17 protein-coding genes are annotated in these 23023 nt (G+C 55.6%); 9 read left to right on the top strand and 8 right to left on the bottom strand.

All coding sequences use genetic code 11. The features are described 5' to 3' along the window. Window positions 1-19 precede the first annotated feature (19 nt). From JMJ16_RS26315 to JMJ16_RS26305, 3 genes are all read right to left on the bottom strand, one after another. Entirely contained in the window at window positions 20-1528 is a 1509-nt protein-coding gene (locus JMJ16_RS26315; RefSeq protein ID WP_201386404.1) for a gluconokinase, read from the bottom strand. 105 nt (window positions 1529-1633) lie between these two features. Then, entirely contained in the window at window positions 1634-2311 is a 678-nt protein-coding gene (ung, locus tag JMJ16_RS26310; RefSeq protein WP_201386403.1) for a uracil-DNA glycosylase, read from the bottom strand. A 222-nt stretch (window positions 2312-2533) separates the two neighbouring features. Next, the gene (locus JMJ16_RS26305; protein ID WP_201386402.1) at window positions 2534-3502 is read right to left on the bottom strand and encodes an aldo/keto reductase; all 969 of its coding nucleotides are present in this window, start codon (window positions 3500-3502) and stop codon (window positions 2534-2536) included. Window positions 3503-3948: 446 nt separating this feature from the next. On the opposite strand from JMJ16_RS26305, the gene JMJ16_RS26300 reads away from it, so the two are divergent. Continuing rightward, on the top strand, window positions 3949-5202 hold the full coding sequence (locus JMJ16_RS26300; protein WP_201386401.1) for a cysteine desulfurase-like protein: 1254 nt from the start codon (window positions 3949-3951) through the stop codon (window positions 5200-5202). A gap of 57 nt (window positions 5203-5259) precedes the next feature. Here the strand turns inward: JMJ16_RS26300 and JMJ16_RS26295 are convergent, their stop codons facing one another. The 4 genes from JMJ16_RS26295 to JMJ16_RS26280 form a co-directional block, all read right to left on the bottom strand. Further along, complete coding sequence (locus tag JMJ16_RS26295; protein ID WP_201386400.1) at window positions 5260-7137, bottom strand: hypothetical protein; 1878 nt, start codon at window positions 7135-7137, stop codon at window positions 5260-5262. Between the two features lie 79 nt (window positions 7138-7216). Beyond that, complete coding sequence (locus JMJ16_RS26290) at window positions 7217-7618, bottom strand: hypothetical protein (RefSeq protein ID WP_201370970.1); 402 nt, start codon at window positions 7616-7618, stop codon at window positions 7217-7219. Window positions 7619-7622: 4 nt separating this feature from the next. Further along, window positions 7623-7979: a DUF2089 domain-containing protein gene (locus JMJ16_RS26285; protein ID WP_007907440.1), complete on the bottom strand. Its 357-nt coding sequence runs from the start codon at window positions 7977-7979 to the stop codon at window positions 7623-7625. Window positions 7980-8188: 209 nt separating this feature from the next. Beyond that, window positions 8189-8404 (bottom strand): hypothetical protein, encoded by a 216-nt coding sequence (locus JMJ16_RS26280; RefSeq protein WP_201386399.1) that lies wholly within the window; start codon window positions 8402-8404, stop codon window positions 8189-8191. A gap of 305 nt (window positions 8405-8709) precedes the next feature. Here JMJ16_RS26280 and JMJ16_RS26275 point away from each other — a divergent pair, with 305 nt between their 5' ends. The 8 genes from JMJ16_RS26275 to JMJ16_RS26240 all read left to right on the top strand — a co-directional run bounded on the left by JMJ16_RS26275 (window position 8710) and on the right by JMJ16_RS26240 (window position 22122). Beyond that, the gene (locus tag JMJ16_RS26275; protein WP_201386397.1) at window positions 8710-11766 is read left to right on the top strand and encodes an FtsX-like permease family protein; all 3057 of its coding nucleotides are present in this window, start codon (window positions 8710-8712) and stop codon (window positions 11764-11766) included. A gap of 303 nt (window positions 11767-12069) precedes the next feature. Then, entirely contained in the window at window positions 12070-15297 is a 3228-nt protein-coding gene (locus JMJ16_RS26270) for an FtsX-like permease family protein (RefSeq protein WP_201386395.1), read from the top strand. A gap of 35 nt (window positions 15298-15332) precedes the next feature. Then, a complete protein-coding gene (locus tag JMJ16_RS26265; RefSeq protein ID WP_201386393.1) occupies window positions 15333-18401 on the top strand; it encodes an FtsX-like permease family protein in 3069 nt (1022 codons plus the stop codon). Between the two features lie 40 nt (window positions 18402-18441). Continuing rightward, window positions 18442-19419, top strand: a complete 978-nt coding sequence (locus tag JMJ16_RS26260; protein WP_201386391.1) for an ABC transporter ATP-binding protein — start codon at window positions 18442-18444, stop codon at window positions 19417-19419. Further along, entirely contained in the window at window positions 19419-20153 is a 735-nt protein-coding gene (locus JMJ16_RS26255) for an ABC transporter ATP-binding protein (protein ID WP_201386389.1), read from the top strand. Before JMJ16_RS26260 ends, JMJ16_RS26255 begins: the two co-directional genes overlap by 1 nt. Before the next feature lie 283 nt (window positions 20154-20436). Next, window positions 20437-20880, top strand: a complete 444-nt coding sequence (locus JMJ16_RS26250; RefSeq protein WP_201386387.1) for a hypothetical protein — start codon at window positions 20437-20439, stop codon at window positions 20878-20880. Window positions 20881-21048: 168 nt separating this feature from the next. Beyond that, window positions 21049-21540, top strand: coding sequence for a GNAT family N-acetyltransferase (locus JMJ16_RS26245; protein WP_201386385.1), 492 nt, complete (start codon window positions 21049-21051; stop codon window positions 21538-21540). A 57-nt stretch (window positions 21541-21597) separates the two neighbouring features. Continuing rightward, window positions 21598-22122 (top strand): GNAT family N-acetyltransferase, encoded by a 525-nt coding sequence (locus JMJ16_RS26240; protein ID WP_201386383.1) that lies wholly within the window; start codon window positions 21598-21600, stop codon window positions 22120-22122. A gap of 226 nt (window positions 22123-22348) precedes the next feature. Here JMJ16_RS26240 and nth read toward each other — a convergent pair whose 3' ends face one another. Further along, window positions 22349-23017: an endonuclease III gene (gene nth / locus JMJ16_RS26235; protein WP_201386381.1), complete on the bottom strand. Its 669-nt coding sequence runs from the start codon at window positions 23015-23017 to the stop codon at window positions 22349-22351. Between the last annotated feature and the right edge of the window lie 6 nt (window positions 23018-23023).

Below are 23023 nucleotides of genomic sequence, written 5' to 3'. Positions count from 1 at the left end.
TTAAGATTCCACATAGTCCCTACAGGGGCTCTTGCAGCATATGGTACAGCTTCTGCTGGCGTGCCAGCCCTTGCTGATAGATACTGCCCAGCTTCGCGTCTGGCGTCTTGCTCTCCCCCAGGTTGGGTTTGACCTTTGTGATATCCTCGATCAGGCCCAACGCCTCAAGCGCCAGCAAGGCTGCACCACGCGAGGAGGCTTCGGAGTCACGTGAGGGATAGATCGGCGCACCAAGTGTGTCGGCTAGAATCTGCTGCATCAATGGCATACCCAGGACCGCTCCGCCATTGCAGATCACCTGCGGCACATGCTGCTCCTCAAGCGGGAGCACGCGATGCAGCTCGTCATAGACCTGCTTTAACTGATAGGCCAGGGATTCGATACCTGCGCGCAGTAACATACCTGGCGTCGTATGTAGCGAGAGGCCCGCAATCGCCATGCGGCGCGAACCTTGCCAGCCCAGGCTGCGCTCGCCCGAAATAAAAGGCAGGATCGTCAGGCCATGCCCATCTGGCTCAACGGCTTGCGCAAGCTGTTCCGCTTGCTTGAGATCCTCCAGGCCCAGCGTGTCTCGCAACCAGGCGAGCACGTTCCCACCCTGGCTCAAGGCCCCTCCGACAACGGCCCGCTTACCATCGACCAGGTAGAGCCACAGACCCATGGAGGGAACGACCTGCTCCGGCTCCACAATGGCGCGAATCGCGCTGGAGGTACCCATCGTCAAGGCCCAGCGTCCCAGCGTTACCGCGCCTGAGCCGACATTCGCCACCGCGCCATCGCCCAGGGCGGGGAACCAGGTCACCTTTTGTAGTTGCGGCCAGCGCTGCTGATATGCGTCCGTCAGCCCTGTAATCCCATCCTTATAGTCGCCAAGCTGTGGCAACTGCCCATCTTTGATCCCTAAATATTGCACCAGTTCGCCATCCCAGGCTCGCTCACGAATGTTGAGCATCCCCGTGCCCGAGGCCATCGAGAGACTACACACCGATTTCCCCAACAAGACGCGATGCAGGTACTCACCATAGGAGATCCACTGCGCTACCCTGCCGTACACCTCTTTCTGCTCCCGTGCCAGCCAGGTTAGCTTCGCTGGCCAGTAGCTGGCATGAAAACGGGCGCCAACGCGCTGGTGTACCTTCTGCTCGTCCAGGTGCTCTCCCAGTGTTTGCACCATCGAGGCCGGGCGCGTATCCTCCCAGGTGATTACCGGTGTGAGCGCTTTATTCTGGGCATCTACGCCAACCAGGCTATGCCAGAAGGTATCCAGGGCCACGGCCTTGACCTCGCTGGCCCGCGTCCCCATCTGATGCAACACCTCGTCAATGGTAGCAGCAACGATCTCCGTCAATATATCCGCATCGAGACTGGCCTCGCCGTCATGGCTGGTCGTCAATTGATACTTTTTTTGTGATCCAATGCCTGTGACTCCCTGTCCCCTGGCGTCGAAGAGCAGAGCGCGTGTCGAAGAGGTACCGACATCAAGCGCCAGGATACATGGGGCAATATATGCTTGCTGGTTCTCAATCATGGTCTTTCATCTCTCGGAGTAATGAAATAGTATAGAGGAAGCTGCCCGGCGCTGCTGGCGTACGCCAGCAGCGCCGGGCAGCTTCCTCTATACTATTTCATATTACTACAAATTAGGCAACTGCCAGTTAATCTCTGGCTTGCCCGCTTCGCGCAGGGCGGAGTTGATGGCGGAAAAGGGGCGGCTGCCAAAGAAACCGTTGCGCGCCGAGAGCGGCGAGGGATGAGCCGACTCAATGATGCGATGTTTGGTGGTGTCGATGAGGGCCTTCTTCTTCTGGGCATAACCACCCCAGAGTACGAAGACAACCTGGTCATCCTTGGCGTTGACGCGCCGGATAATCTCGTCCGTAAACTTCTCCCAACCATGATTCTTATGCGAATTGGGTTCGTGGGCACGCACCGTCAGTACGGCATTGAGCATCAGGATACCCTGCTCCGCCCAGGGAACCAGGTAGCCATTGTTCGGAATTTGAAAACCGACATCATTGCGCAATTCTTTGAACATGTTGACCAGCGAGGGTGGGGGCTTAATGCCTGGACGCACCGAGAAACAGAGGCCGTGCGCCTGGTTGTTGTCGTGATAGGGGTCCTGTCCCAACAAGAGTACATTGACTTTGTCGTAGGGGGTCAAACGCAGGGCCGAGAAGAGATCTTCTTCTGGGGGGAATACTTCATAATGAGCCCGCTCGTTATCCACGAACACCTCTAATTTCTTGAAATAGTCCTTCTCCAACTCGCCATTGAGCACTTCATGCCAGCTCTCAGGAATATTAATGAGCATAATGACGCTACAACATCCTCTCTTGTAATATATCGCGATGAGTATTGATAATATTCTCTACTCTACTCTTCTTTATGCTCTCCTGAATAGTGGTCATACCCAGACGTACTAATTCTCGCGCCTGCGGCGCTCGCCTGAGTTAGTAGTGTGGTGCCGGGTGGCTGCGCCACCCGGCACCACACTACTAACTCAGGGTGATCTGTTGTGTCTATAATTCAAGACTCAGACTTGGACAGGATGCTTCTGCATGAATTGCTCAATTTGATCAAGCTCTAACTCGCTGAGGCGTAGCTCGGCGGCGGGCAACAGATCCTCGATCTGGTTGGGATGCCTGGCGCCAACAATAGCGCCGGTCACTGCTGGATTGCTCAAGACCCAGGCAATGGCGACAACTCCCGCCCCCACGTTATGTGGAAAGCCAACATCTTCGGTGAGCATCTTCGCCAGCTCCAGATTGCGCTCAAGGCGGGGAGACTGGAAATCAGGATCATTCTTACGCCAGTCGTCATCGGGCATCTGCGCAACACGCTCTTTCGTCATGCGGCCCGAGAGCAGGCCTGAACGCATGGGTGAGTAGGCAATGACGCCGATATCTTCGCGCTCGCAATAGGGTAGGAGGTCTCTCTCGGCATCGCGATTGAGCAACGAGTACGGGGGCTGTAATGTCTCCACGGGTCCATATTTCTTACAGCGCTCCATCTGCTCAACGTTAAAGTTTGAGACACCAATGGCGCGCACCTTGCCCTGCTCCTTGAGCTTTACTAGCGTGCTCCAACCCTCTTCAATATCCTCCTCCGGCTGCGGCCAGTGGATCTGATAGAGGTCGATGACATCCACATCCAGGCGCCTCAGGCTATCCTCTACCTCGCGCTGGATTGAGGCCGCCTTTAAGCTGGGTACAATTTCGCGCCGTTCATTCCAGGTGCGCTCACACTTGGTAAAGATATAAGGCTTCTCGCCTCGCCCCTGAAGGGCTTTGCCAACGATCTCCTCGGCATGTCCCAGACCATAGACGGCCGCCGTATCGATCCAGTTGACCCCCAGGTCAATGGCGCGATGGATGGTCGCGATTGACTCATTATCATCCTGCGAACCCCAGCCAAATTGCCAGTTGCCACCGCCAATAGCCCAGGCACCCAGGCCAATGGGAGTGATCTCCATGCCAGTTTTTCCAAACGTTCGCGTATGCATGCGTTCTCCAACCTTCTTTCTAAGCACTCTCATACCATACTGTTTTCTACACGGGGTGCTCTTCTTCCATGTTACAGATATGGGCCTATATGTCTTAACAAACGCCATATATACGTTGTTTCTGCCGCCTGCAGCGGCAAGAGGGAAAAGAAATTGGGACTGGCTTCCTCTCCGCTCACCAACCCCCATTCGGGGGCGCAGCGCCACTTTCGCAGCTAGCCTTTCGGCTCAGGTGAGCGGAGAGGAAGCCCCAAACCCCGCCAGGGGCGCTGCCCCTGGACCCCATTCTCGCAAACTTGCGCAAGGGCCTAGCAGGCCTATGACTCCACCAACATCCCTTACTCCAAGTGCCGTTGACGCGAAGAATCTCCTGATATTGGGCGTGATAGGATGTTGAGCGTGATAGAATAAAGGGCTTGACTGATCGCTAGTTACTGGAGGTTTCTATGCTTGATATCGAGGCGGTACGTTCTCGCTTCCCGTCACTCAATAATGAAACGGTGTTCTTTGACAATCCCGGTGGAACGCAGATCGCGCAGGATGTGCTGCGCCGCATGCAACACTATTTACTCAATACCAATGCCAATCACGGCGGGGCTTTTACGACCAGCCTGCGCTCAGACTCTGTGGTCTACGAGGCCCGGCAGGCCATGGCCGATTTTCTTAATGCCGCACGCCCAGAGGAGATTGTCTTTGGGCAGAATATGACTAGCCTGACCCTCCATGTCAGCCGGAGTATCGCGCTTCTGCTCCAGCCCGGCGATGAGATCGTTGTCACGCGCCTGGACCATGACGCCAATATTGCCCCCTGGCTGCTCATTGCCCGCGACCGAGGATGTATTATCCACTGGGTAGATATTCATCCAGAGGATTGTACGCTTGATATGCAGGACCTGGAACGCCAGGTCACGCCGCGTACAAAGCTGGTTGCCATTGGCTACGCCTCAAACGCCGTGGGGACCATCAACGATGTCAAGCGTGCCATTGAACTGGCTCACCAGGTTGGCGCGCTCTGTTTTATCGATGCCGTTCAATATGCACCGCATCGCTTTATCGACGTGCAGGAGCTTGATTGTGACCTGCTGGCTTGCTCAGGCTACAAGTTCTTTGGTCCGCATATTGGCATCCTCTATGGAAAGTATGAGCTGCTGCAAAAGCTGGAGGCCTACAAGGTCCGTCCCGCCGATAACGAGCCTCCCGGAAAGTTTGAGACGGGCACGCAGAGTTTTGAATCGATCGCGGGCCTGTTGGGTTGCCTGGAGTACCTGGCCTGGCTTGGTACGACCTTTGGCGCCTCGTTCACGCATCAGCACCAGGAGCTACTCACGGGACGGCGCCTGGCTCTACGCCAGGGCATGGAGGTCATCAACGCCTACGAAAACGAGCTGAGCCAGACCATTTTGCAGGCGCTAACACCACTGCCCGGCCTCAAGCTCTACGGTATTGCCGATCCACAGCGATGGCAAGAGCGCGTTCCCACCTTCTCCTTCTCTCTGGAAGGCTGGCAACCACGCGAACTGGCGGAGCAGCTCGCCATCGAGCATTTCAATGTCTGGAACGGCAACTACTATGCCGTTGAAGTGATGGCACGCCTGGGGCTGGAAGAACAGGGCGGCCTGCTACGCGTCGGACTCGCGCACTACAACACCCACACAGAGATCGAGCGCCTGGGCCGCGCCCTCAGCACACTAAAAAAATAATCGTAGAAATACTATGCGATTGGCACGCCAATCGCATAGTATTTCTACGATTAGAACTTACTCTCCCAGGGCTTCAAGCAGCATATCGCCTTCTTCGGGCGAGACGCGACCTTCGGCGATCATGCGTAGGATCGCCAGGCGCTCCTGCTCGACATTCACTGGAGCCTTGGGGGTACCAACCTTCTCCTCTTCTTCAACCTCACCAGCAGCCACGGGCACCTCAGGCATGCTCCGCTCATCGGGAGCCTCAAAGTCCTCCAGGTGCTCCAGGTCTGGTTCCTCGGCCTCTAAATCCTCCAGGTGACTTCGAGGAGGTGCAGGGGGAACTGGTACTACGGGAGGCACCGGGGGAACGGGGGCATGCGGCGGAGTTGGTGGCGCTGGAGGCGTAGGCGGTGTAGGCGGTACGGGAATTTGCAGGTTTCTCAGAGCCTGCTCTACCGCGTCCAGTGCTCCATGGACGCCTTCCGCTGTGGCCTTACGCGCCTGGTCCATGATGCGCTCCAGGCGCCCACGATCCATATGCCATTCGCGATTATTGATGCGTATATTCACGCGCTCAGCCTGCCTGCTGACTCGGCGTGACATACGCTCGGCCATGCGTTCCTGCTTCTCGGCGAAATTGCGTGCCCGGCGCACCTGCTCCTCGTTTGTCTGCGCGAGGGCGTCATTTACCATGCGCGAGATATCATGGCCTAGCTCCTGGCCCATACGCGCCATCTCGGAGGAGAAATTGTTCCAATCCCACGCGCCCGCCGCGCTACTGCTGCTACGCGGATCTTCGTTGCCACGCAACCTGAGATCTCCACCCACATGCAGATCCAGATGCGCCGATCCATTGCCATAGACCAGGTTCACCTGGTTGCCAGCCCGGCTCGCGACGACGGCGCGCCCACTGATATCGCCTCCGACAAACGCGCGCAGGGTCAGGTCAGGCTGAGATGGCAGAGTGATGGCGGCATCACCGCCAACATGCAACTGGGTCACACTATCTGGCGGAAAATTGGCCTGCAAGGTAAGGTCGCCACCAATGTTGCCCGCCTTGACGCTCCCCTGAATGGCTTTAAGTGTAGCGTCACCTCCAACCTCGCTAAAGGCAAGCTCTCCTGTAACCCCAACCGCGTCCAGGTCTGCGCCGATCATGCCCAGCTTCGCCTCACCTGAGATACCACGCAGCGCGCAATCTCCGCTGACGTTCCCCACCTGGAGCTGTGAAGCCCCCTTAGCCTCAAGATCCCCACCTACGTTGCCAACCGTGACCTCGCCATTCCCCTCGGTTAAGATATCTCCACCTACATTATTGGCCTGCAAGCTCAGGAAGCCACGAACTACCAGGTCTCCGCCAACATCTGCCAGCCTCAATGCACCATCGATACCTGTAGCGCTAAAATCGCCCGCACAATGGCGTGCACTCACTTCGCCTACCGCCCTGAGCTCCACATCACCCTGGACCTCTTGCAATTCGACCAGGCGCGCGATCTCACATTCCAGACTTCCCTGGATCGCTCCTTCTGCCCGTAGGGTCGCGACATTGTGAATCTCAACGTCGCCTTGTACCTCTCTTAAGGTGACGTCGCCGTGGACTTCGCTAACTTCAAGGTCTCCCTCAACATGTTCCAGCAACGCCTCGGCATGAATTTTGGTAATCTCGACATCGCCGCCTACCTGGCGCAGCTCCACACGTTGCACATCGCTTACCAGTGTATCGCCATGGGCGTTATTGATCCTGATCGAGCTTTCATAAGGGACCCATAGCTCAAGGTCGTCGGAACTGCCACGAATAGTCAGCGTGTCCCCCTCGGGCTGCACACTCTCAACATGTCCATCCGCCTCCAGCTTGATGTTTTGCTCGCCCCAGCCACGCACACTTACATCATTCCAGATGTCTATAAGAACGATGCGCTGGATGCCGTTTGCCGCGAATGTCTGCTCCATAATAATGCTCCTCTTAGCTCTTATGCGGAAACCAACCCCCATTTGGGGGCGCGGCGCGCTCAGGTTTCCGGATAGGCAGTTACTCAATAAAAATCTCGAGACGCTCGCCGTTCTCAAGGTCTTGCAGATCTAAAAGACGCCCGCTCGCTCCACGGTCAATCGCACTCAATAGATCTTCTACGCTGTTGCTTTTGAGCTGTGGCAACACCTGTACACCGAGGCGCAGGGCCGCCCGCACCAGGCTGACTGGTATCGTCGCCGTTACATGCACACGCTGTTTACCTGCCTTCGTCTGGGTTCCCAGCGTGGTCGCGCGCACCCGTAGTAGACGATCTCTTCTGCTTGCGAGCAGGCTACGCGTGTCATGGCGCTCTTGCTCGTCCTCCAGGGCATCAAAGAGTTCGCTGGCCTCCCTGGAGCTGAGCTGGCCTGTCTCGACCAGTTGCAGAATTTGCTCCCGCTCGTCTTTTGTCGCAGCCATGGCGCTATCCCTTCAGCAGGCGCATCGCCTCCTCGACACTGATCTCCTTGGAAGCCAGTCGGTCGAGAACAGCCCGGCGGTCGACGCGCGTCTCCTCTGGGGTTCCACCCAGCGCGGCGACGATCTCATCCAGGCGGCTACGCGCCGTGTTATAGGCCACATTCATTTCAGCGGCCAGCTTCTGGATGTTCCCCCGGTACTTGACCATAAGCTCCACAAAGTCCAGCTGCTCTCGCGTCAAGCGGCCAATCCATCCCAGGCTAAATTGACCCTCAATCACAATACCACTCTCGGGGCACTCCAGCCGCGTCACGACCAGTTCATTTCCACTAACGGGATCCCGTGTAATCAATGGATGCATATGCGTTTCTCTCTCCTCATTTCGCCACGCCCCGACTTGCGCAGGTGCGCTCGCAACCTGCTGCCATGGCCTGCCAGAGACATGGAATATGGTTCTTTTTGTGGATCGTACACGTGCAAATACTTGCTAGCTCAGTGTTTACACTGCCAGACCTCTTTTGTTAAGACGACAAAAATGGGAATGATGCTACCAATCAAAGCTTCTTTGCCTTAGCGCAAGAAGAGTTCGTAGCTTCTAACCGTTCCCATGCCCTCCATCTTGCGACCCAGGGCGGCGACACGGCGCCCCATCCCGGCAATGGCACGCCGACCCATACCTGGATCGCGCAGGCGTGCCACGGCATCGCTATAGCAACACTGCTCCGCCATCGCCTGTAGTTCCTGATAACGTAACGCCATCATCTCTTCTGGCCTCTGCATACCCATCACTAACACATCCTTTCCTTGTGACTAACGAATATTTGCACTTGACTAGAATTTTCTATTAACCACATGGCAATAATACCATCCAATAATAATAAATGTCAATATATTTGGCAATTAAAATCAAGGCATTGACAATATTCGCTCAAAACAGGGATATTTTTACAGTCTGGCATTACCCGGTACTATTTCAATCGAGAGGGAAAAAGCAGGTCTTCCCATCGTGAGCATTGCAGCGAAAAATTCGTATACATAGAGAATGCATCTATGAGTCAGGATAGACACCTTGTAAGGCGAAGGATATCGAGATGACGACACTTACCAGGCCAGGCCCCATGACAGCACACTCTAGACAGTCTGAGCTTCTTTCTATGATTACTCTGGCGTTGTGGCGTCTGCGCCACAGCGTCTTTATGCTCTTTATGACCGGTCTGGGTACAGTGTGCGCAGTTATGATCGTCTGCGCCCTCCCTGTCCTTCAAGTCGTTACGACGACTGCGGCTCTGCGCGATCTGCTACGCGCTACACCTTCAAATTCAGAGCTTATGGTCCAGGTCAGTTCCAGGACTCTTGCCAGCGCCAGGTACGCCCAACAAAGCCAGCAGTTGGGGCAACCCTTCATGCAACAGATGTCCCCCTATTTAACCAGCGCTCCTCCGCAAGCAACTTTACAAGTGCTCAATTTGCCTGTTATCTCGCCTCATCCTATTTCTCATGTCGCGACGTTTACTCTTACGGGCGTCAACGTGCCAGAGACATCTTCCCATCTAAAGATCCTTCAGGGACGCCTCCCCCAGGAAAACATGTCCGGGCCTCTCGAAATCGCGCTTTCACAAGAGACGGCACGCGAACTGACCAATGAGCCACTGCATATCGGTACCCTCTTCAGCACAACCCTCAGTAGTAGATTGGATAGCAGCTCAGATCCCACAAAGTATACGCCGCGCCCTCTGCAATTTCGTCTCGTGGGCATTTTTCAAACGCTCGAGAACGATCCCTACTGGCATGGAGACACGCTCGATCCTACCGCAGAGGGTGACCCGCCTAAGAATATCCACTATCCCTTACTGCTCTCGCTTCCGGCTCTCCTTAAGCAGGCCGATCGACTGGCTACGCACGAGGTCCCAGGCTCTCAGCTCGTCTTAGAGAAACCTTTTTCCCTCTACTGGTACCGGCATTTTGATATCTCAAAGATCTCGGTTCTACAATTCCCTGACCTGGAGCAACGGCTACAGCTCTTACAGGCCATCTACGCTAATAAATTTGGTAGCAATGCCAATAATCAGGCCCTGGATATCTCCAACATTTTTCTGAGCGGGGCCGCGATCTCCTATTACAATCAGCCTGGGATTCTAGAGCGCTTACAAAACCGCCTCTCGGTCTCCAATATTCCGATATTCCTTATCTCGGGTGCGATCGCGGCCCTCGTACTATACTTTGTGGCGATTATGATCTCTCTGCTTGTTGAGCATCAAGCCAACACGATTACAATGTTGCGCAGTCGGGGAGCCAGCGGGCGCCAGGTCTTTCTGACCCTGGCCACGCAATGCCTGATCCTGGCCCTACTAGCCTTACTGCTAGGTCCCTTGCTCGCCCTGGCCCTGGTCGCGTTCTTTGTTCCGCGCCTCCTGCCTACTTCAACACTGGATGCGCTCAATGTGCTCTGGCCCAATCCCTTGCCCGTGCTCGCCCTTACCCCGGCCTACGCGCTTGGGGCCATATTCATCAGCCTTGTCATTATGTTTTTCGCCCTTCAGCAAGCCCTGCGTAGCAATATTCTTGATCAACGCCGCCAGGCAGCGCGTGCCTCCCAGGCACCTCTCTGGCAGCGCTTCTACCTGGATGTCATTCTCTTGGTAGTCGCGCTTGTGGCCTATATCCTGGTTCTCTACACCTCTAGTTTCCCGGGCCTGCTCGACATTGGCACCTACCTGCTGGTAATTTCACCGCTGCGTATCCTGGTGCCCATCTTCCTGGTTATTGCGCTGATGCTGCTCTTTTTGCGTCTCTTCCCGCTTCTCCTCAAATTGGTGGCACGCCTGGCTCAGCGGGGGAAATCTGCAGCGCCCATGCTAGCCTTCGCCCAGATGACGCGTTCGCCACAACGGGCCTTGCAGATGATCCTGCTCCTCTCCCTGGCCTGTGCCTTTGCTTTTATGTCGCTGGTCTTTGCCACAACCCAGGATACACACCTCACCGATGTCACGAACTATCAGACGATGTCCGACTTCTCCGCCCAGATCTCCGACCTTGCCGAAGAGCCGTTGCGAGACACCTATGCTCGCTACCGCTCACTTCCTGGCGTCACCTCGCTCTCCATCGGCTATGTTAATGACGGAACCCTCACCGGCGAGACTCCCGGTCGCCTCTTCGCCATCGATAGCCAGACCTTTGCGCAAACCACACTCTGGCAATCGTCCAATTCAAGCAAGTCGCTGTCAGTTCTTATGCATGAATTAGCCGAGAAGAGCGCAAACGCAAACTTCAAAGATGGCATTCCTGCCATTGTTGATGCCTCAACGTTGAATAATCTCAACCTGCATGTCGGCAGTACCTTCAGTATCAATGGGGCCTCACTCGGCGATCAAACGCTACACCTCGTCATTATTGATAGCGTCGACCACATCCAGTCGCTTAACAATAGCACCGATGCCGCCTTTAACCTTAGTAATCCTCTGCCCAGCGGCGTCTTGATTGACTATGAGACGATGAACCGCTACCAGGTACAGGACGGCGGACAGATCACGACCCCTAATATGATCTGGATGCGCTCCCAGGACTCAAGCCCAGCCCTCAAGGCGCTCCGCAATGCCTTGAGCGATCCCATGTTATCGCTGGTCAACATCGAGGATCGACGTGCGATGATTAATTCCCTGCACCAGGATCCGCAAACCCTGGAGTTGCTGGGGCTCATTCTGATTGGAACGGTCACAGCTTTTGTTCTCGCGCTTTTCGGCAATTTTGTCGCGGCCTGGCAGAGCGCGCGCTCTCGCCTGGCCCACTTCGCGGTTCTCCGCGCGCTAGGTACCGATGCCCGCCAGGTTGCCCAGGTGCTCTTCTGGGAGCAATGCACGATCTACGGCACCGCGCTGGTGCTAGGCATATTCTTCGCGGTGGTCCTGGCACTGCTGGTCGTGCCCAACCTCGTCTTTACCACGACTCCCGTGAGTGGCGAGAATACCTATCTAGGGGGCGCCGAGTTTTATGCGCTCCAGTATATTGTGCCAACACACATCATCTATCCCTCCTCGCTCTGGCTGGCGCTGGGCCTCTTCATTGCCATCTGCGTACTCGCAATCCTGATGATGATTCGCCTGGTGCTACGCCCAACTCTCTCTCGCATGCTCCGCCTGAACGAAGATTAAAGCAAGAAGCTAGAGTAATGCCAGGCGTGCAGCCTGACATTACTCTAGCTTCTTTTAACCGTAAGTTTTTTGTTGTCGTGAGATTTTTATGGGACAGGACGTACTTATCTATGACTCCTGGCGTTCAGGCACTGCCGCCTACAACTCCTGATTGCAAGCCTGCCATCATCTCTAAGATCTTATTCCGAACCCCATCCCCATTCGGGGACCACCTAAAGGTGGCACGGCAAGCCTTCACTTGCGTGTCTAGCGCTTCGCGCTCAGGATGTTCGGATAGGAAGTACTAGATAAAGGAACTGCTCGATGTCCAGTATTACTCATGCACCGCCTCGTTCGAGTAACCGCACGCTAACGCCGCCAGCCGTGACGTTGGCACTCTGGAGTCTCAGCCGCACCTGGTTCCTCCTCCTCATTATTGCACTTGGACTCATCTCGGCCATCGCGGTTGCCTGCACCATTCCACTCTATTCGACCATAACGACAACCGCTGGCCTGCGTGGCATCCTCAGTACAACGGTGAATACACCCGAGGTAAGCTTGGGGCTCAATCCAGCGGGCTTCTCTAGCAAGGCCCTACAGGCGAACTATAAGGCACTCGATCCCTTGATGCGCCAGCACCTTGGCCCTTATATATCAGATCAGCCATCACTGATGTTCTCTTCAAGCAGTATCTCTGTTGCCTCGCCCAAACTCCCTGCCGGCAACTCCTATGAATTAACTAACTATACCGCCTCATTCCCTCAAGATGGGAAGCACCTGCACCTACTCTCTGGCCGCTTCCCCAATGTACATAGTAAAGAGTATGAGATTATTCTGACAGCAGATACTGCCAGCATCAACAAACTTGTTGTTGGTTCATCCCTGACCCTGACCACAACGGTTATGGATGCCCCTTTTGAGGAAGTGTCACGAAATGTCTCAACGCCTGAAGACCTCCAGGCTCAAATCAATAAGCATACATACACGCTAAACTTTCCCGCGCGCGTGGTCGGTATCTTCGCGGTCCCTGAGACAGAACGCGCCTACTGGCATCAAAACGACTTCACGCCAGACGTACATTCTGTAGGCCCTCGCGACATTCCCGTCTATAAGTTTCTGAGTGCCAATGAACTCCTGCTCGCCCCCTATGACCAGTTCGCACAGGCACACCATATCGACCAGGCCTATTCCTATGTCTCATTCTTCTATAATCAAAGTGCCGCGTATCTAGAGCATATCACCACTTCTTCAGTACCTGACGAAACCTGGACTTATCGCGTCGATCCCCAGAGAGTCGATTTTACCCAGTTTGACAGCTTCTCAAGTAATATTTCAGGACTGCAATCCGATATGACGCGCCAGCATGGCGACCTGCTTTCACGACACGATACCTATACCAATCCCTTCAGTGCCAATTCTCAAGGAAGCTCCTCCATACCCAATGTCAACTCCATGTTTCTGACCAGCGCGCTCTTCAGTAGTCAGGATGCGCCCGGTGTGGTCGATCAGTACCATAATCGCCTCTCGGTCGTGCAGCTTCCCGTGGCAATCATCTCGGCGCAGATCATTGCTCTGATCCTGTTCTTCATTAGCATGATGTCAGGGTTATTAATTGAGCGCCTGCGCGATACCATCGCGATACTGCGCAGTCGGGGAGCCAGTGGAGGACAGGTCTATGTCGCTTTGTTAACTCAGGGCTTCTGGCTCTGCATTCTCGCGCTGCTTAGTGGTCCAATCCTGGCGATGATCGCGGCTTACTTCCTGGCGCGTAGTCAGCTCGCCAGCACCGATTTGAGCGCCTTACTTGTGCTTTCCCAGCGCCAGCATGAGGTACTCCAACTAATCGCTCCTTACTCGCTACTTGTGGCCCTGGTTTCGTTTCTCACCCTGGCAATCGCGCTCTATGGCACCAGAAACATGGATGTCCTGGCGACGCGCCGTGAGTCCTCTCGCTCCACGCACCGGGGGCTGATTCAGCGTCTACACCTGGATATTGTGGCCGCGATTGTGGCGCTCTGTGGCTTTGGGGTCTCGACCTATCTGAGCGGCTTGAATAGCCTGCTCGATGTGCGCACCAGGTCCCTCATCGCAACGCCCCTCTCCCTGGCGGCCCCCCTCTTCCTGATCATTGCCGCGGTCGTGCTCTTCTTCCGCTTCTACCCGGCTCTGCTCAACCTGGCTGCTCGCCTGGCAGGGCGAGGGAAGAGCGCGTCTTCGATGCTGGCCCTGGCTCAGATCTCACGCGCGCCCGGACAGAGTGTGCGCATGATTCTCTTGCTCGCGCTGGCCCTGGCCTTTACCATCTTTACCAGCGTCTTCACGGCGACGCAGAACCAGCACGCCCAGAGCCTGGCGAGCTACGAGGCAGGTGCGGACTTTAGCGGCCCATTGCCAGTACATGGCACCTATATCCCACCCCAACAGACGCAGCAAAAAGAGTACGCAAAGCTTCCAGGTGTAAGCGACGCCAGCATCGGTTTCGCGGGTCCAGCCGCGATTAATACCGCTAATAACAGCGGCCCCACCTCGCTTTTTCAGGTACGCGCAGTCGATACTAGCACCTTTGCCGTGACCGCCTACTGGCCCGATCAACCACAGCTCGCAACCATGATGCAACAGCTACGCTCGCCTCATGAACCACAAGGAGCCGTTCCGGCCTACGTTGACCAGTTGGCATGGGATCGACTGAATCTCCATACGGGTTCTGTCTTTACGATTCAAGTCAGCAATCTGGATATTGCTGACCTGAAATGCGTGGTAGTGGGCAAGGTAGAGCACCTTCCGACTGTCAATGATAGTACGCAGGGAGGCCTGCCCAACGAGACGCAGCCTTCAGCGGGCGTCATCGTCGATTATCAAACCTACCTGAAGGCCTATCAGCAAGAGGTGCGGGACAGCGGCTTTACCAGTGGAAGCAAGCCCCTGGCCCCGAATTACTTCTGGCTACGCACTACCGATGACGCCACCCAGCTCGCCAATTTGCGTGGCTCTCTGCGTGATCGCCTGGGCTCGCAACAGTATACGCAGGGCGTCTATGACCGGCGTGCGATCTTCAATAGCCTGCGCACCGATCCTCTGAGCTTGAACCTGCTGGGCATCCTGGAAGTGGGTACCATCATAGCGCTCCTGCTGGCTATCGTGGGCGACCTGCTTGCCTCCCTGCTGAGCGTACGCCCACGCCTGGCAAACTTCGCCGTCTTACGCGCACTGGGAACCTCACCGGGGCAGGTCGCCAGTGTGCTTGGTTGGGAGTTAAGCCTGATCTACACAACAGGTGTGCTTCTGGGAATTCTGGCGGGTATGCTGCTCTCACTTACCCTGGTCCCTAACCTGGTTTTTAGCGGTGTGCCGAATATCGGCATCCTGAGCACCCTCTCACTGCCAGATTTTTACGCGTTGCAGCAGATCATTCCAGTGCAGCCAATCTTTCCTTCGACGCTCTTTCTGGCTTTTGGCGTGCTCGTGATTTTCTTCTTCGTCGCGCTCGGCCTGATGATCCGCACGGTATCGCGCCCCTCCATGGGACAGGTCCTGCGCCTCAACCAGGACTAATTTGATAGCATACACTGAACATAAAGGATATATGTATGGCAGCCAGTACAACACAGACAAGGACAAAGCAACCGCTCGCGAGAAAGCCACACGCCTCGTTCTCGGCAGTGACAACGCTCGCACGCTGGCGCTGGCGTCAAAGTGGCTCACTCCTGCTGCTGACCGGGCTGGGGATCATGGCCGCAATTGTGATCATGTGTACGGTCCCATTGCTCTCGACCGTCACCAATACAGCGGGATTACGCTCGACCCTCAACGTGTCCCCAATCAATCGCGAGTTACAGATCGATACCAGCATTCAAGGTCTCTCCTCGCAATTGATTAAGGATGTACATAACCAGGTCGATCCCGTGGTCCAGCAACGCCTCCATCCCTACCTGACAAATCAGGTCCAGTCCTCCCTGCAATTCCCGGGCATGAGCATCCTGACTCCTAAACCTCAACACTCTGGCGACCAGTTACAACTCTTCGCCTCGACATCCCCACAATTGCAGGCCCATATCTCACTCATAGAAGGCAAGCTTCCCAGCGCTACCAGTGGCGAGCTTGAACTGCTCCTCACACGTGAGAGCGCGCTGGGTATGCATGCCCGTGTAGGCGATATGGTCGTGGTACAGCTCCCCTATATGATCAGTCCCACGTCTCAGAATACCCGGAACACGACTGTCAGTATGCGCCTGGTTGGTATCTTCAAACCAACCACCGCTAATGACCGCTTCTGGAATGGTTCAAGCTTCCAACCGACGAAGGCTGGCGAGTGGACGTATTACAATGGCCTGGTCAGCGATAACACGCTCTACCAGACCTTTGATAACGTGGCCCGGCTTACCCACTCACAGGCGACGCTTATCACCTCGCCTGTGACACTGCATTGGATCTACTACATCAATCCGACCAGCGTCTCGATGAACAATCTAGATGATTTTAGTCGCCAGATGAACCTGGTTCAGACCGAAATGGCCAATAAATATGGCGCGCTTTCGCTTACCGCGACTACCCTTCCGCCCTATCCCTACTTCAAACAGGTCAAGCTCTCAGGTCCCCTGGTTGACTCTAGCAATAGCAGCGGCATTCTGGGTCAGTTCCGGGACCGCATCTCCATTGCACGTATTCCCATCCTCGTCCTCTCGCTCCAGATCATTGCCCTGATCCTGATCTTTGTGAGCATGATGTCGGAGCTCCTGGTAGATCGCCAGGCGGACTCTATCGCGACCCTTCGCAGTCGAGGTGCCAGTTCTAGCCAGGTCTTTGGCTCGCTCGCCGTTCAGGGTCTGCTGATCAGTGCGCTGGCGCTCATCGTGGGCATGCTCCTGGCACTCCCTCTGGTGAATCTCATGGCGCATACCCTACTGCCAGTCACCGACCAGGACGCGCTCAACCTCATCGCCAATGCGCCGCTCCTGGCCCTGATTGCCGAGGCTCCCTACGCGCTTCTGGCAGCAGGTATCGCCGTTCTCGCTCTGCTCTTTACCCTGAACCGCGCCACACACATGGATGTCCTCTCGGTACGACGCGAGGCCGCGCGCACGCAGCGCCGCCCCTTCTGGCAGCGCCTCTACCTCGATGTCGTGGCCGCAATTATCGCCCTGGCTGGCTACTTTGCCTCGCTCTATATCACCACTATTAGCAGTGGCGGCCTGCTCGATATTCGCACTCAGACCCTGGTCTCTTCGCCTCTCGCGCTTATCGCGCCTGTCTTCCTGCTCATAGCCTGTGTCCTGCTCTTTATGCGCATCTTTCCTGTCTTACTACGCTGGGGATCGAACCTGGCGGGACGTGGGAGCGGAGCCGCCTCGATGTTGGCCCTGGCCCAGATGTCGCGCTCGCCCAGGCAGGCACTGCGCATGACGCTCCTGCTCTCGCTCGCCACCGCCTTCGCGATCTTCACGCTTGTTTTTACCGCGACCCAGGCACAGCGTACGCAGGACTTGGCTGCTTATCAGGCGGGGGCCGATTTCAGCGGCGCCCTCCCGGCGCCCAATACCATTGCCCAACCACCTGTTTCCGTCCAGGGCTGGCAAGAGCGCTATCGCCAGCTACCCGGTATCGTCTCAGCCTCGCCAGACTACCAGGTCAATGGGTCGACCAATGGCATCTCGCCATCGTTGACGCTCCAACTGGAGGCAGTCGATCCAGATTCATTCGCGCAGACAGCCGCCTGGCCCGCCCAGAGTTCAACGCAATCGCTTACCACAATGATGCAGCAGTTACGCGTTGCCGACGAACCAGGTAAGATACCCGCCTTCGTCGATAGCGTCATCTGGGATACCCTGCAACTCCACCAGGGTTCGACCTTCTCAGTCACACTCGATAATGCGTCACTCGATGTCTATGTTCTTGGGCAGGTGGAGCATATACCCACTATTATTGATAATGCCTCTGATACAGCCAATGGCCAGATTCAAGCGCAGGGGGGTATCCTGACCAGCTATATAGGCTTAAACGCGGCATATCAATCCGTCATAAAGAAGCAGGATACTCATCTGCCTATCAACCACATCTGGCTGAAAACGAGCGATGACGCGGCCACTCTGGGCCAGGTGCGCAACGCGCTAACGGCTACCCCTCTGCGCCTTGGCGGGCTAATAGATCGGCGCGCACTCTATAATTCTATGGAGAATGATCCGCTCTACCTCAACTTGATTGGTATACTGATCATTGGCGCCTCCACAGCGCTCCTGCTCGCGCTCGTTGGCAGCCTGCTCTCCTCCTGGATCAATGCCCGCGCTCGCCTGACCAGTTTCGCGGTCCTACGCGCGCTTGGGACAACACCCGCGCAGGTGGTTAGTGTGCTCACATGGGAGCAGTCTATTATCTACCTGGTGGCGCTCCTGCTCGGCCTGGGTTTTGGCGCGCTACTCTCCTATACCGTCGTACCGTCCCTGGCGGTCACCAGTATTCCACCCATCGCGGCCGGAACCTTTGGTGGAGAGAACGCCTTCTATGCGCTCCAGAGCCTGCTACCTACCAGAATTATCATCTCAAGCCAGTTGCAACTGGCACTAATAGCCCTGATTGTGATCTGCATCGGCGCGCTTACAATGATGATTCGTGTCGTCTCAAAACCATCCATGGGGCAGGCCCTACGCCTGAATGAGGATTAAGAGCAAACCCTACGATAAATTGGGAACCTAAGGAGCTAGCATGTCGGAACCTATTATTATTTGTGATAATCTGGTAAAAATTTATAAAGTCGCCGACCTCGAGGTCGTAGCCCTGCAAGGCCTGGATCTGGAGGTGGCGCCAGGTGAAATGATTGCCATCGTTGGAGCCTCGGGCTCAGGAAAAAGTACGCTACTCAATATTCTTAGCGGCCTTGATGTGCCAAGCGCGGGTGGCTGTCATGTCTCAGGCAATGACCTGACGCGACTCACGGCCGCTCAGCGCCTGAATTATCGCCGCTACATCGTGGGACAGGTCTGGCAGCAAAGCGGGCGTAATCTCCTGCCCGAACTGAGCGCCGAGGCCAATGTGGCCCTTCCTCAGATGCTCAGTGGCGTGGGAAGCCGTCAGCGCAATCAACGCGCCCGCGAGCTCCTCGGCCTGGTCGGGCTCGGCGATAAGCTAAACAAGAAACCTGAACAGCTCTCAGGTGGTGAGCAACAGCGCTGCGCCATCGCCGTCGCCCTGGCCAACTCGCCCCAGATCTTGCTAGCCGATGAGCCAACAGGTGAACTCGACTCGGTCACGGCACACGCTATCTACAACCTGCTACGCGACCTTAATCAGCAACTAGGCCTGACCATCGTTACCGTTACCCACGACGCGGCCCTGGCAGCCAACGTTGACCGCACCATCGCCATCCGCGATGGGCGCACCAGTACTGAGACCGTGCGCCGCGAGGCCGAGCTAGAAGAGCTACACGAGCATATGCAGGAGGCCAGCGCCATTATTGGCCTCTCCACACGCACTCACCGCGAATCGGTTCTGATTGACCGTGCGGGCCGCCTGCAACTTCCCAAAGAGGCCATCGAGCGTCTGCCCTTCAATGGTCGCGCCGAGGTACGTATCGTCGATGACCATGTCGAACTCTGGCCCCTCCAGAGCGAGGGTAATGGTAATGGCAACGGCAAAAATGGACACATCACATCCGAGCCCTCCATGAAGGGAGAGAAACGTTAATGGATTCACAAGCACTGACCGCTCAGCAGCCAAACAGCACGCCCATTCGCACTATCGTCGAGGCCCGGGGCGTCACACGCGACTTCCCCTCAGGGGGTGGAGTCGTGCATGCCCTACGTGGAATCGATCTGCGTGTCCTCCCAGGTGAATTCGTCGCCCTGCGCGGGCGCTCCGGCTCCGGCAAGACCACTCTGCTCAATATCCTGATCGGACTGGATAACCCTACCAGCGGCAAGGTCTCCATCCTGGAGAAAGATCTCTCCACGCTTAACGAGACTGAACGCGCGCGCCTGCGCCGCGAAAGCGTTGGCATGATGTTCCAGAACGCTCACCTCTTCCCCTCGCTTACCGCACAGGAGAACGTCGAAATTCCCCTACGCCTGGCCCGCGTGCCTGGACGCAAACGCACAGAAATGGCCCTACAGGCGCTTGAACACGTTGGCCTGGGCAAACGCGCCCATCATCGCGGCATGGAGCTTTCAGGCGGCGAGCAGCAACGCGTAGCCCTCGCCAGGGCACTAGTCCATAAACCACGTTTTATCATCGCCGACGAGCCGACCGGCAACCTCGACTCCCTCACTGGACGCGACATCATCATGCTCCTGCGCACCATTGCCCACGAGGAGGGCATCGGCATGCTCATCGCCACCCATGACGCCGTCCTCTACAAGGCCGCCGACCGTGTCCTCTACATCAACGATGGCCTCGTCACCACCGAAGCCTCTCAAGAGTAGTAGAGTACAGTTAATATATCTCAGAGTAAAGTAGTGCGTGTGGATCGCACGCATGCGCACGATCCACACGCACTACTTTACTTGTGAGCGCCGCAGGCGCGAAAAGAGACAACCCTTTGGATTGAAGGGCTATACTTAAGCATACAAGGGCTGAACTTTCACAAAGTCAAAGGTAAAAAATTATATAAATACACACACATCCACATTTTCAAGTTCTCCGTTCGCTGTCTGCAATAGGGATGGACAATGTCCATAGGCATTATTACGACGGGAGGGATAACTTATGAGCGATATGAGCACTCTGTCTCGTAAACGTCCAATCGGGATTAGCATTATCGCCGTCTTCCTAGCCTTCTCCGGACTCCTGGCTCTGATCGGTGCTATGCTCAACTTTGTAAGTGTAAGCCGAGAATTCGGGCGCATGCCCAATCACACTGCCGCCTTCTTACTCACTCTAGGCGTCGTTTCAGCCTTCTTAAGCATCTACTCCTTTGCACTCGTGTATGGACTCTGGACGCTCAAGCGCTGGGCCTTCTGGTCAACCCTGGCACTTGAAGTAATCCTCTTAATCCAGAATATCGTGCTCTGGCTTACGCATGTCTACACGCCAGTAGCCTTCATCCTCAATAGCCTGGCTCCCTTGCTGATTATGGGCTACCTCTTTTTTAATCAGGAAGTACGCACTACTTTTAATACCAGCCAGATAAGGTTTCAATGGTATAAATAACTAGTTTACGAGTGCATCCGACAAGTTGGAGGGCCATGCTGACATGACCCCTTCAACTTGCTTTCTCTCACCCCCTATTCAACACCCGCCCAAAGCGCTATACTTAACAATACTATCCACCACATTTGTATAGATTGTTTTTACTCCTTTGACCAGGAATTCAGAGCAATGCAAAAGAGAGCATTCTATATTCGCGCCCTCGCGCCAGAAGATCGAGCATGGCTGATCCAGTTCTTACACGAACATTGGGGCGACTCGATCATGGTTTCACGCGGCGTCACACATGACCTCACGACCTATCCCGGTTTCATCGCCATCCGCGATGGTGAGCGCATCGGTCTGCTCACCTATCATATCCAGGAACATAACTGCGAGGTGACAAGCCTGGATAGCCTGCTCCCCAGTCTAGGTATCGGCACGGCTCTCCTTGAAGCCGCGAGAGGAGAGGCCGTACGTCAACATTGCTCACGCCTCTGGCTTATTACCACTAATGATAGCATCGACGCGTTACGTTTCTACCAGAAGCGAGGGTTCACCCTGGTCGCGGTTCATCGCGACGCGATCAGTGGGTCGCGCAAAATTAAACCAGGCATTCCTTTGCTTGGAGCACATGGTATCCCTATTCGGGACGAGATAGAGCTAGAGTTTTTGCTGGCCTAAGCCGAAAACGTATTTCTCTACAACTCAATAGCGCAAGAATAGAAGGGATCTCCGCTCATGCTTCGTTTAATTGAACCATCATATGAGTACAAACAGCAGTTTATTGAGGCGATTCGCGAATTTCAACTTGAAGGACGCCACATGGAGAAAGACGTGCAGCGCCTCACAGCCGATTTTACTTCCTTTCTTGCTCAGCTCCAGGCACAGCAGCAGCGACGCTCTCCCTATGCCGTACCCTCCACGGATTTCTGGCTGGTAGAGCATGAAGAGTTTATTGGCCGCCTCTCGCTCCGCCATGAACTCAATGACTTCTTGCTGAAAATTGGTGGACATATCGGATATGAGATTCGCCCCTCCAGGCGGCGCCAGGGCTACGGCAAAAAGATGCTTGCGCTTGGACTCACAGAGGCGCACAAAATTGGCCTGAGTCGCGCCCTGGTCACCTGCGATGAGAACAACATCGGCTCCAAAAAGGTGATCGAGGCCAATGGAGGCCAATTCGAGAACGCCACCCTCGTCGAAGGCTCGCCCATCCGCAAACTCCGCTACTGGATCGACCTCCCGGCACCACGCGTACTTTAGCAGCGTCGGTCAGGAGCACAAGCTCAGGTGTTTCACGTGAAACGCCTGCTTGTCTGGCATTTAAAGGATGAGGATAGGGGTTGTCATTTCAGCTTTTTGCTGGTATACTACGCAACATAGAACCTATGTTCTACATCTCCACGCCCTATTCGCCCGCACAGAGAGTCCGCAGGAAAAAGCCTGGCGGACTCTTTTTATGCGCGAAATCAGGTCCTCAAAGAGATGGCTACTGATCAAGCACGGCCGAGGGGCAGTAGCTGGCAAGCGTGCATTGGGCGCAGAGTGGCTTGCGCGCGTTACAGACTGCGCGGCCATGATAGATAATGCGATGGGCCACCTCCATCCAATGCTCGCGCGGCATCAGCGCCATCAAGTCACCCTCGATTTTAACTATATCGTTCTGATTCGACCAGCCAAAGCGCTTTGAGAGCCTATCCACGTGGGTATCCACGATAAAGCCATCCACCACGCCAAAGGCATTCCCCAGGATCACATTGGCCGTCTTACGCGCGATACCGGGAATACGCACCAGCTCCGCCATTGTTCTTGGCACCTCGCCACCATAGTGATCGAGTAGGTACTGACAGGAGACACGCAGTTGGTTAGCCTTCTTACGATAGAAGCCAGTCTGCTTGACATCCTGCTCCAGCTCCTCCTGATTGGCCCCCGCGTAATCGGCGGCGCTACGGTACTTCTGGAAAAGCGTCTTCGTGACGGCATTGACGCGTTCATCGGTACACTGGGCCGCGAGCTGGGTCGCAACAAATAGCTCCAATGGAGTTGTGAAATCTAACTCATAGCGCGCCTGGGGATAGAGGCGATATAGCTCGTCGATAATGGCCTGTACCTGCTCGCCGGAGCCAACCTGCACCCCGGATGAGAGGGAACTACTCATGTAACT

The sequence above is a fragment of the Ktedonobacter sp. SOSP1-52 genome, assembly GCF_016587395.1.
Note: the sequence above shows the minus strand (reverse complement) of the source record. Positions and strands in the feature narration are given on the sequence as shown.

Bases quoted from the DNA above. Each gene is read 5' to 3' on its own strand.
- JMJ16_RS26305 (WP_201386402.1), bottom strand. From the start codon at position 3,502: ATGCATACGCGAACGTTTGGAAAAACTGGCATGGAGATCACTCCCATT.
- JMJ16_RS26240 (WP_201386383.1), top strand. From the start codon at position 21,598: ATGCTTCGTTTAATTGAACCATCATATGAGTACAAACAGCAGTTTATT.
- JMJ16_RS26290 (WP_201370970.1), bottom strand. From the start codon at position 7,618: ATGGCTGCGACAAAAGACGAGCGGGAGCAAATTCTGCAACTGGTCGAG.
- JMJ16_RS26260 (WP_201386391.1), top strand. From the start codon at position 18,442: ATGTCGGAACCTATTATTATTTGTGATAATCTGGTAAAAATTTATAAA.
- JMJ16_RS26265 (WP_201386393.1), top strand. From the start codon at position 15,333: ATGGCAGCCAGTACAACACAGACAAGGACAAAGCAACCGCTCGCGAGA.
- JMJ16_RS26270 (WP_201386395.1), top strand. From the start codon at position 12,070: ATGTCCAGTATTACTCATGCACCGCCTCGTTCGAGTAACCGCACGCTA.
- nth (WP_201386381.1), bottom strand. From the start codon at position 23,017: ATGAGTAGTTCCCTCTCATCCGGGGTGCAGGTTGGCTCCGGCGAGCAG.
- JMJ16_RS26300 (WP_201386401.1), top strand. From the start codon at position 3,949: ATGCTTGATATCGAGGCGGTACGTTCTCGCTTCCCGTCACTCAATAAT.
- ung (WP_201386403.1), bottom strand. From the start codon at position 2,311: ATGCTCATTAATATTCCTGAGAGCTGGCATGAAGTGCTCAATGGCGAG.
- JMJ16_RS26285 (WP_007907440.1), bottom strand. From the start codon at position 7,979: ATGCATCCATTGATTACACGGGATCCCGTTAGTGGAAATGAACTGGTC.
- JMJ16_RS26250 (WP_201386387.1), top strand. From the start codon at position 20,437: ATGAGCGATATGAGCACTCTGTCTCGTAAACGTCCAATCGGGATTAGC.
- JMJ16_RS26275 (WP_201386397.1), top strand. From the start codon at position 8,710: ATGACGACACTTACCAGGCCAGGCCCCATGACAGCACACTCTAGACAG.
- JMJ16_RS26315 (WP_201386404.1), bottom strand. From the start codon at position 1,528: ATGATTGAGAACCAGCAAGCATATATTGCCCCATGTATCCTGGCGCTT.
- JMJ16_RS26255 (WP_201386389.1), top strand. From the start codon at position 19,419: ATGGATTCACAAGCACTGACCGCTCAGCAGCCAAACAGCACGCCCATT.
- JMJ16_RS26245 (WP_201386385.1), top strand. From the start codon at position 21,049: ATGCAAAAGAGAGCATTCTATATTCGCGCCCTCGCGCCAGAAGATCGA.
- JMJ16_RS26280 (WP_201386399.1), bottom strand. From the start codon at position 8,404: ATGGGTATGCAGAGGCCAGAAGAGATGATGGCGTTACGTTATCAGGAA.
- JMJ16_RS26295 (WP_201386400.1), bottom strand. From the start codon at position 7,137: ATGGAGCAGACATTCGCGGCAAACGGCATCCAGCGCATCGTTCTTATA.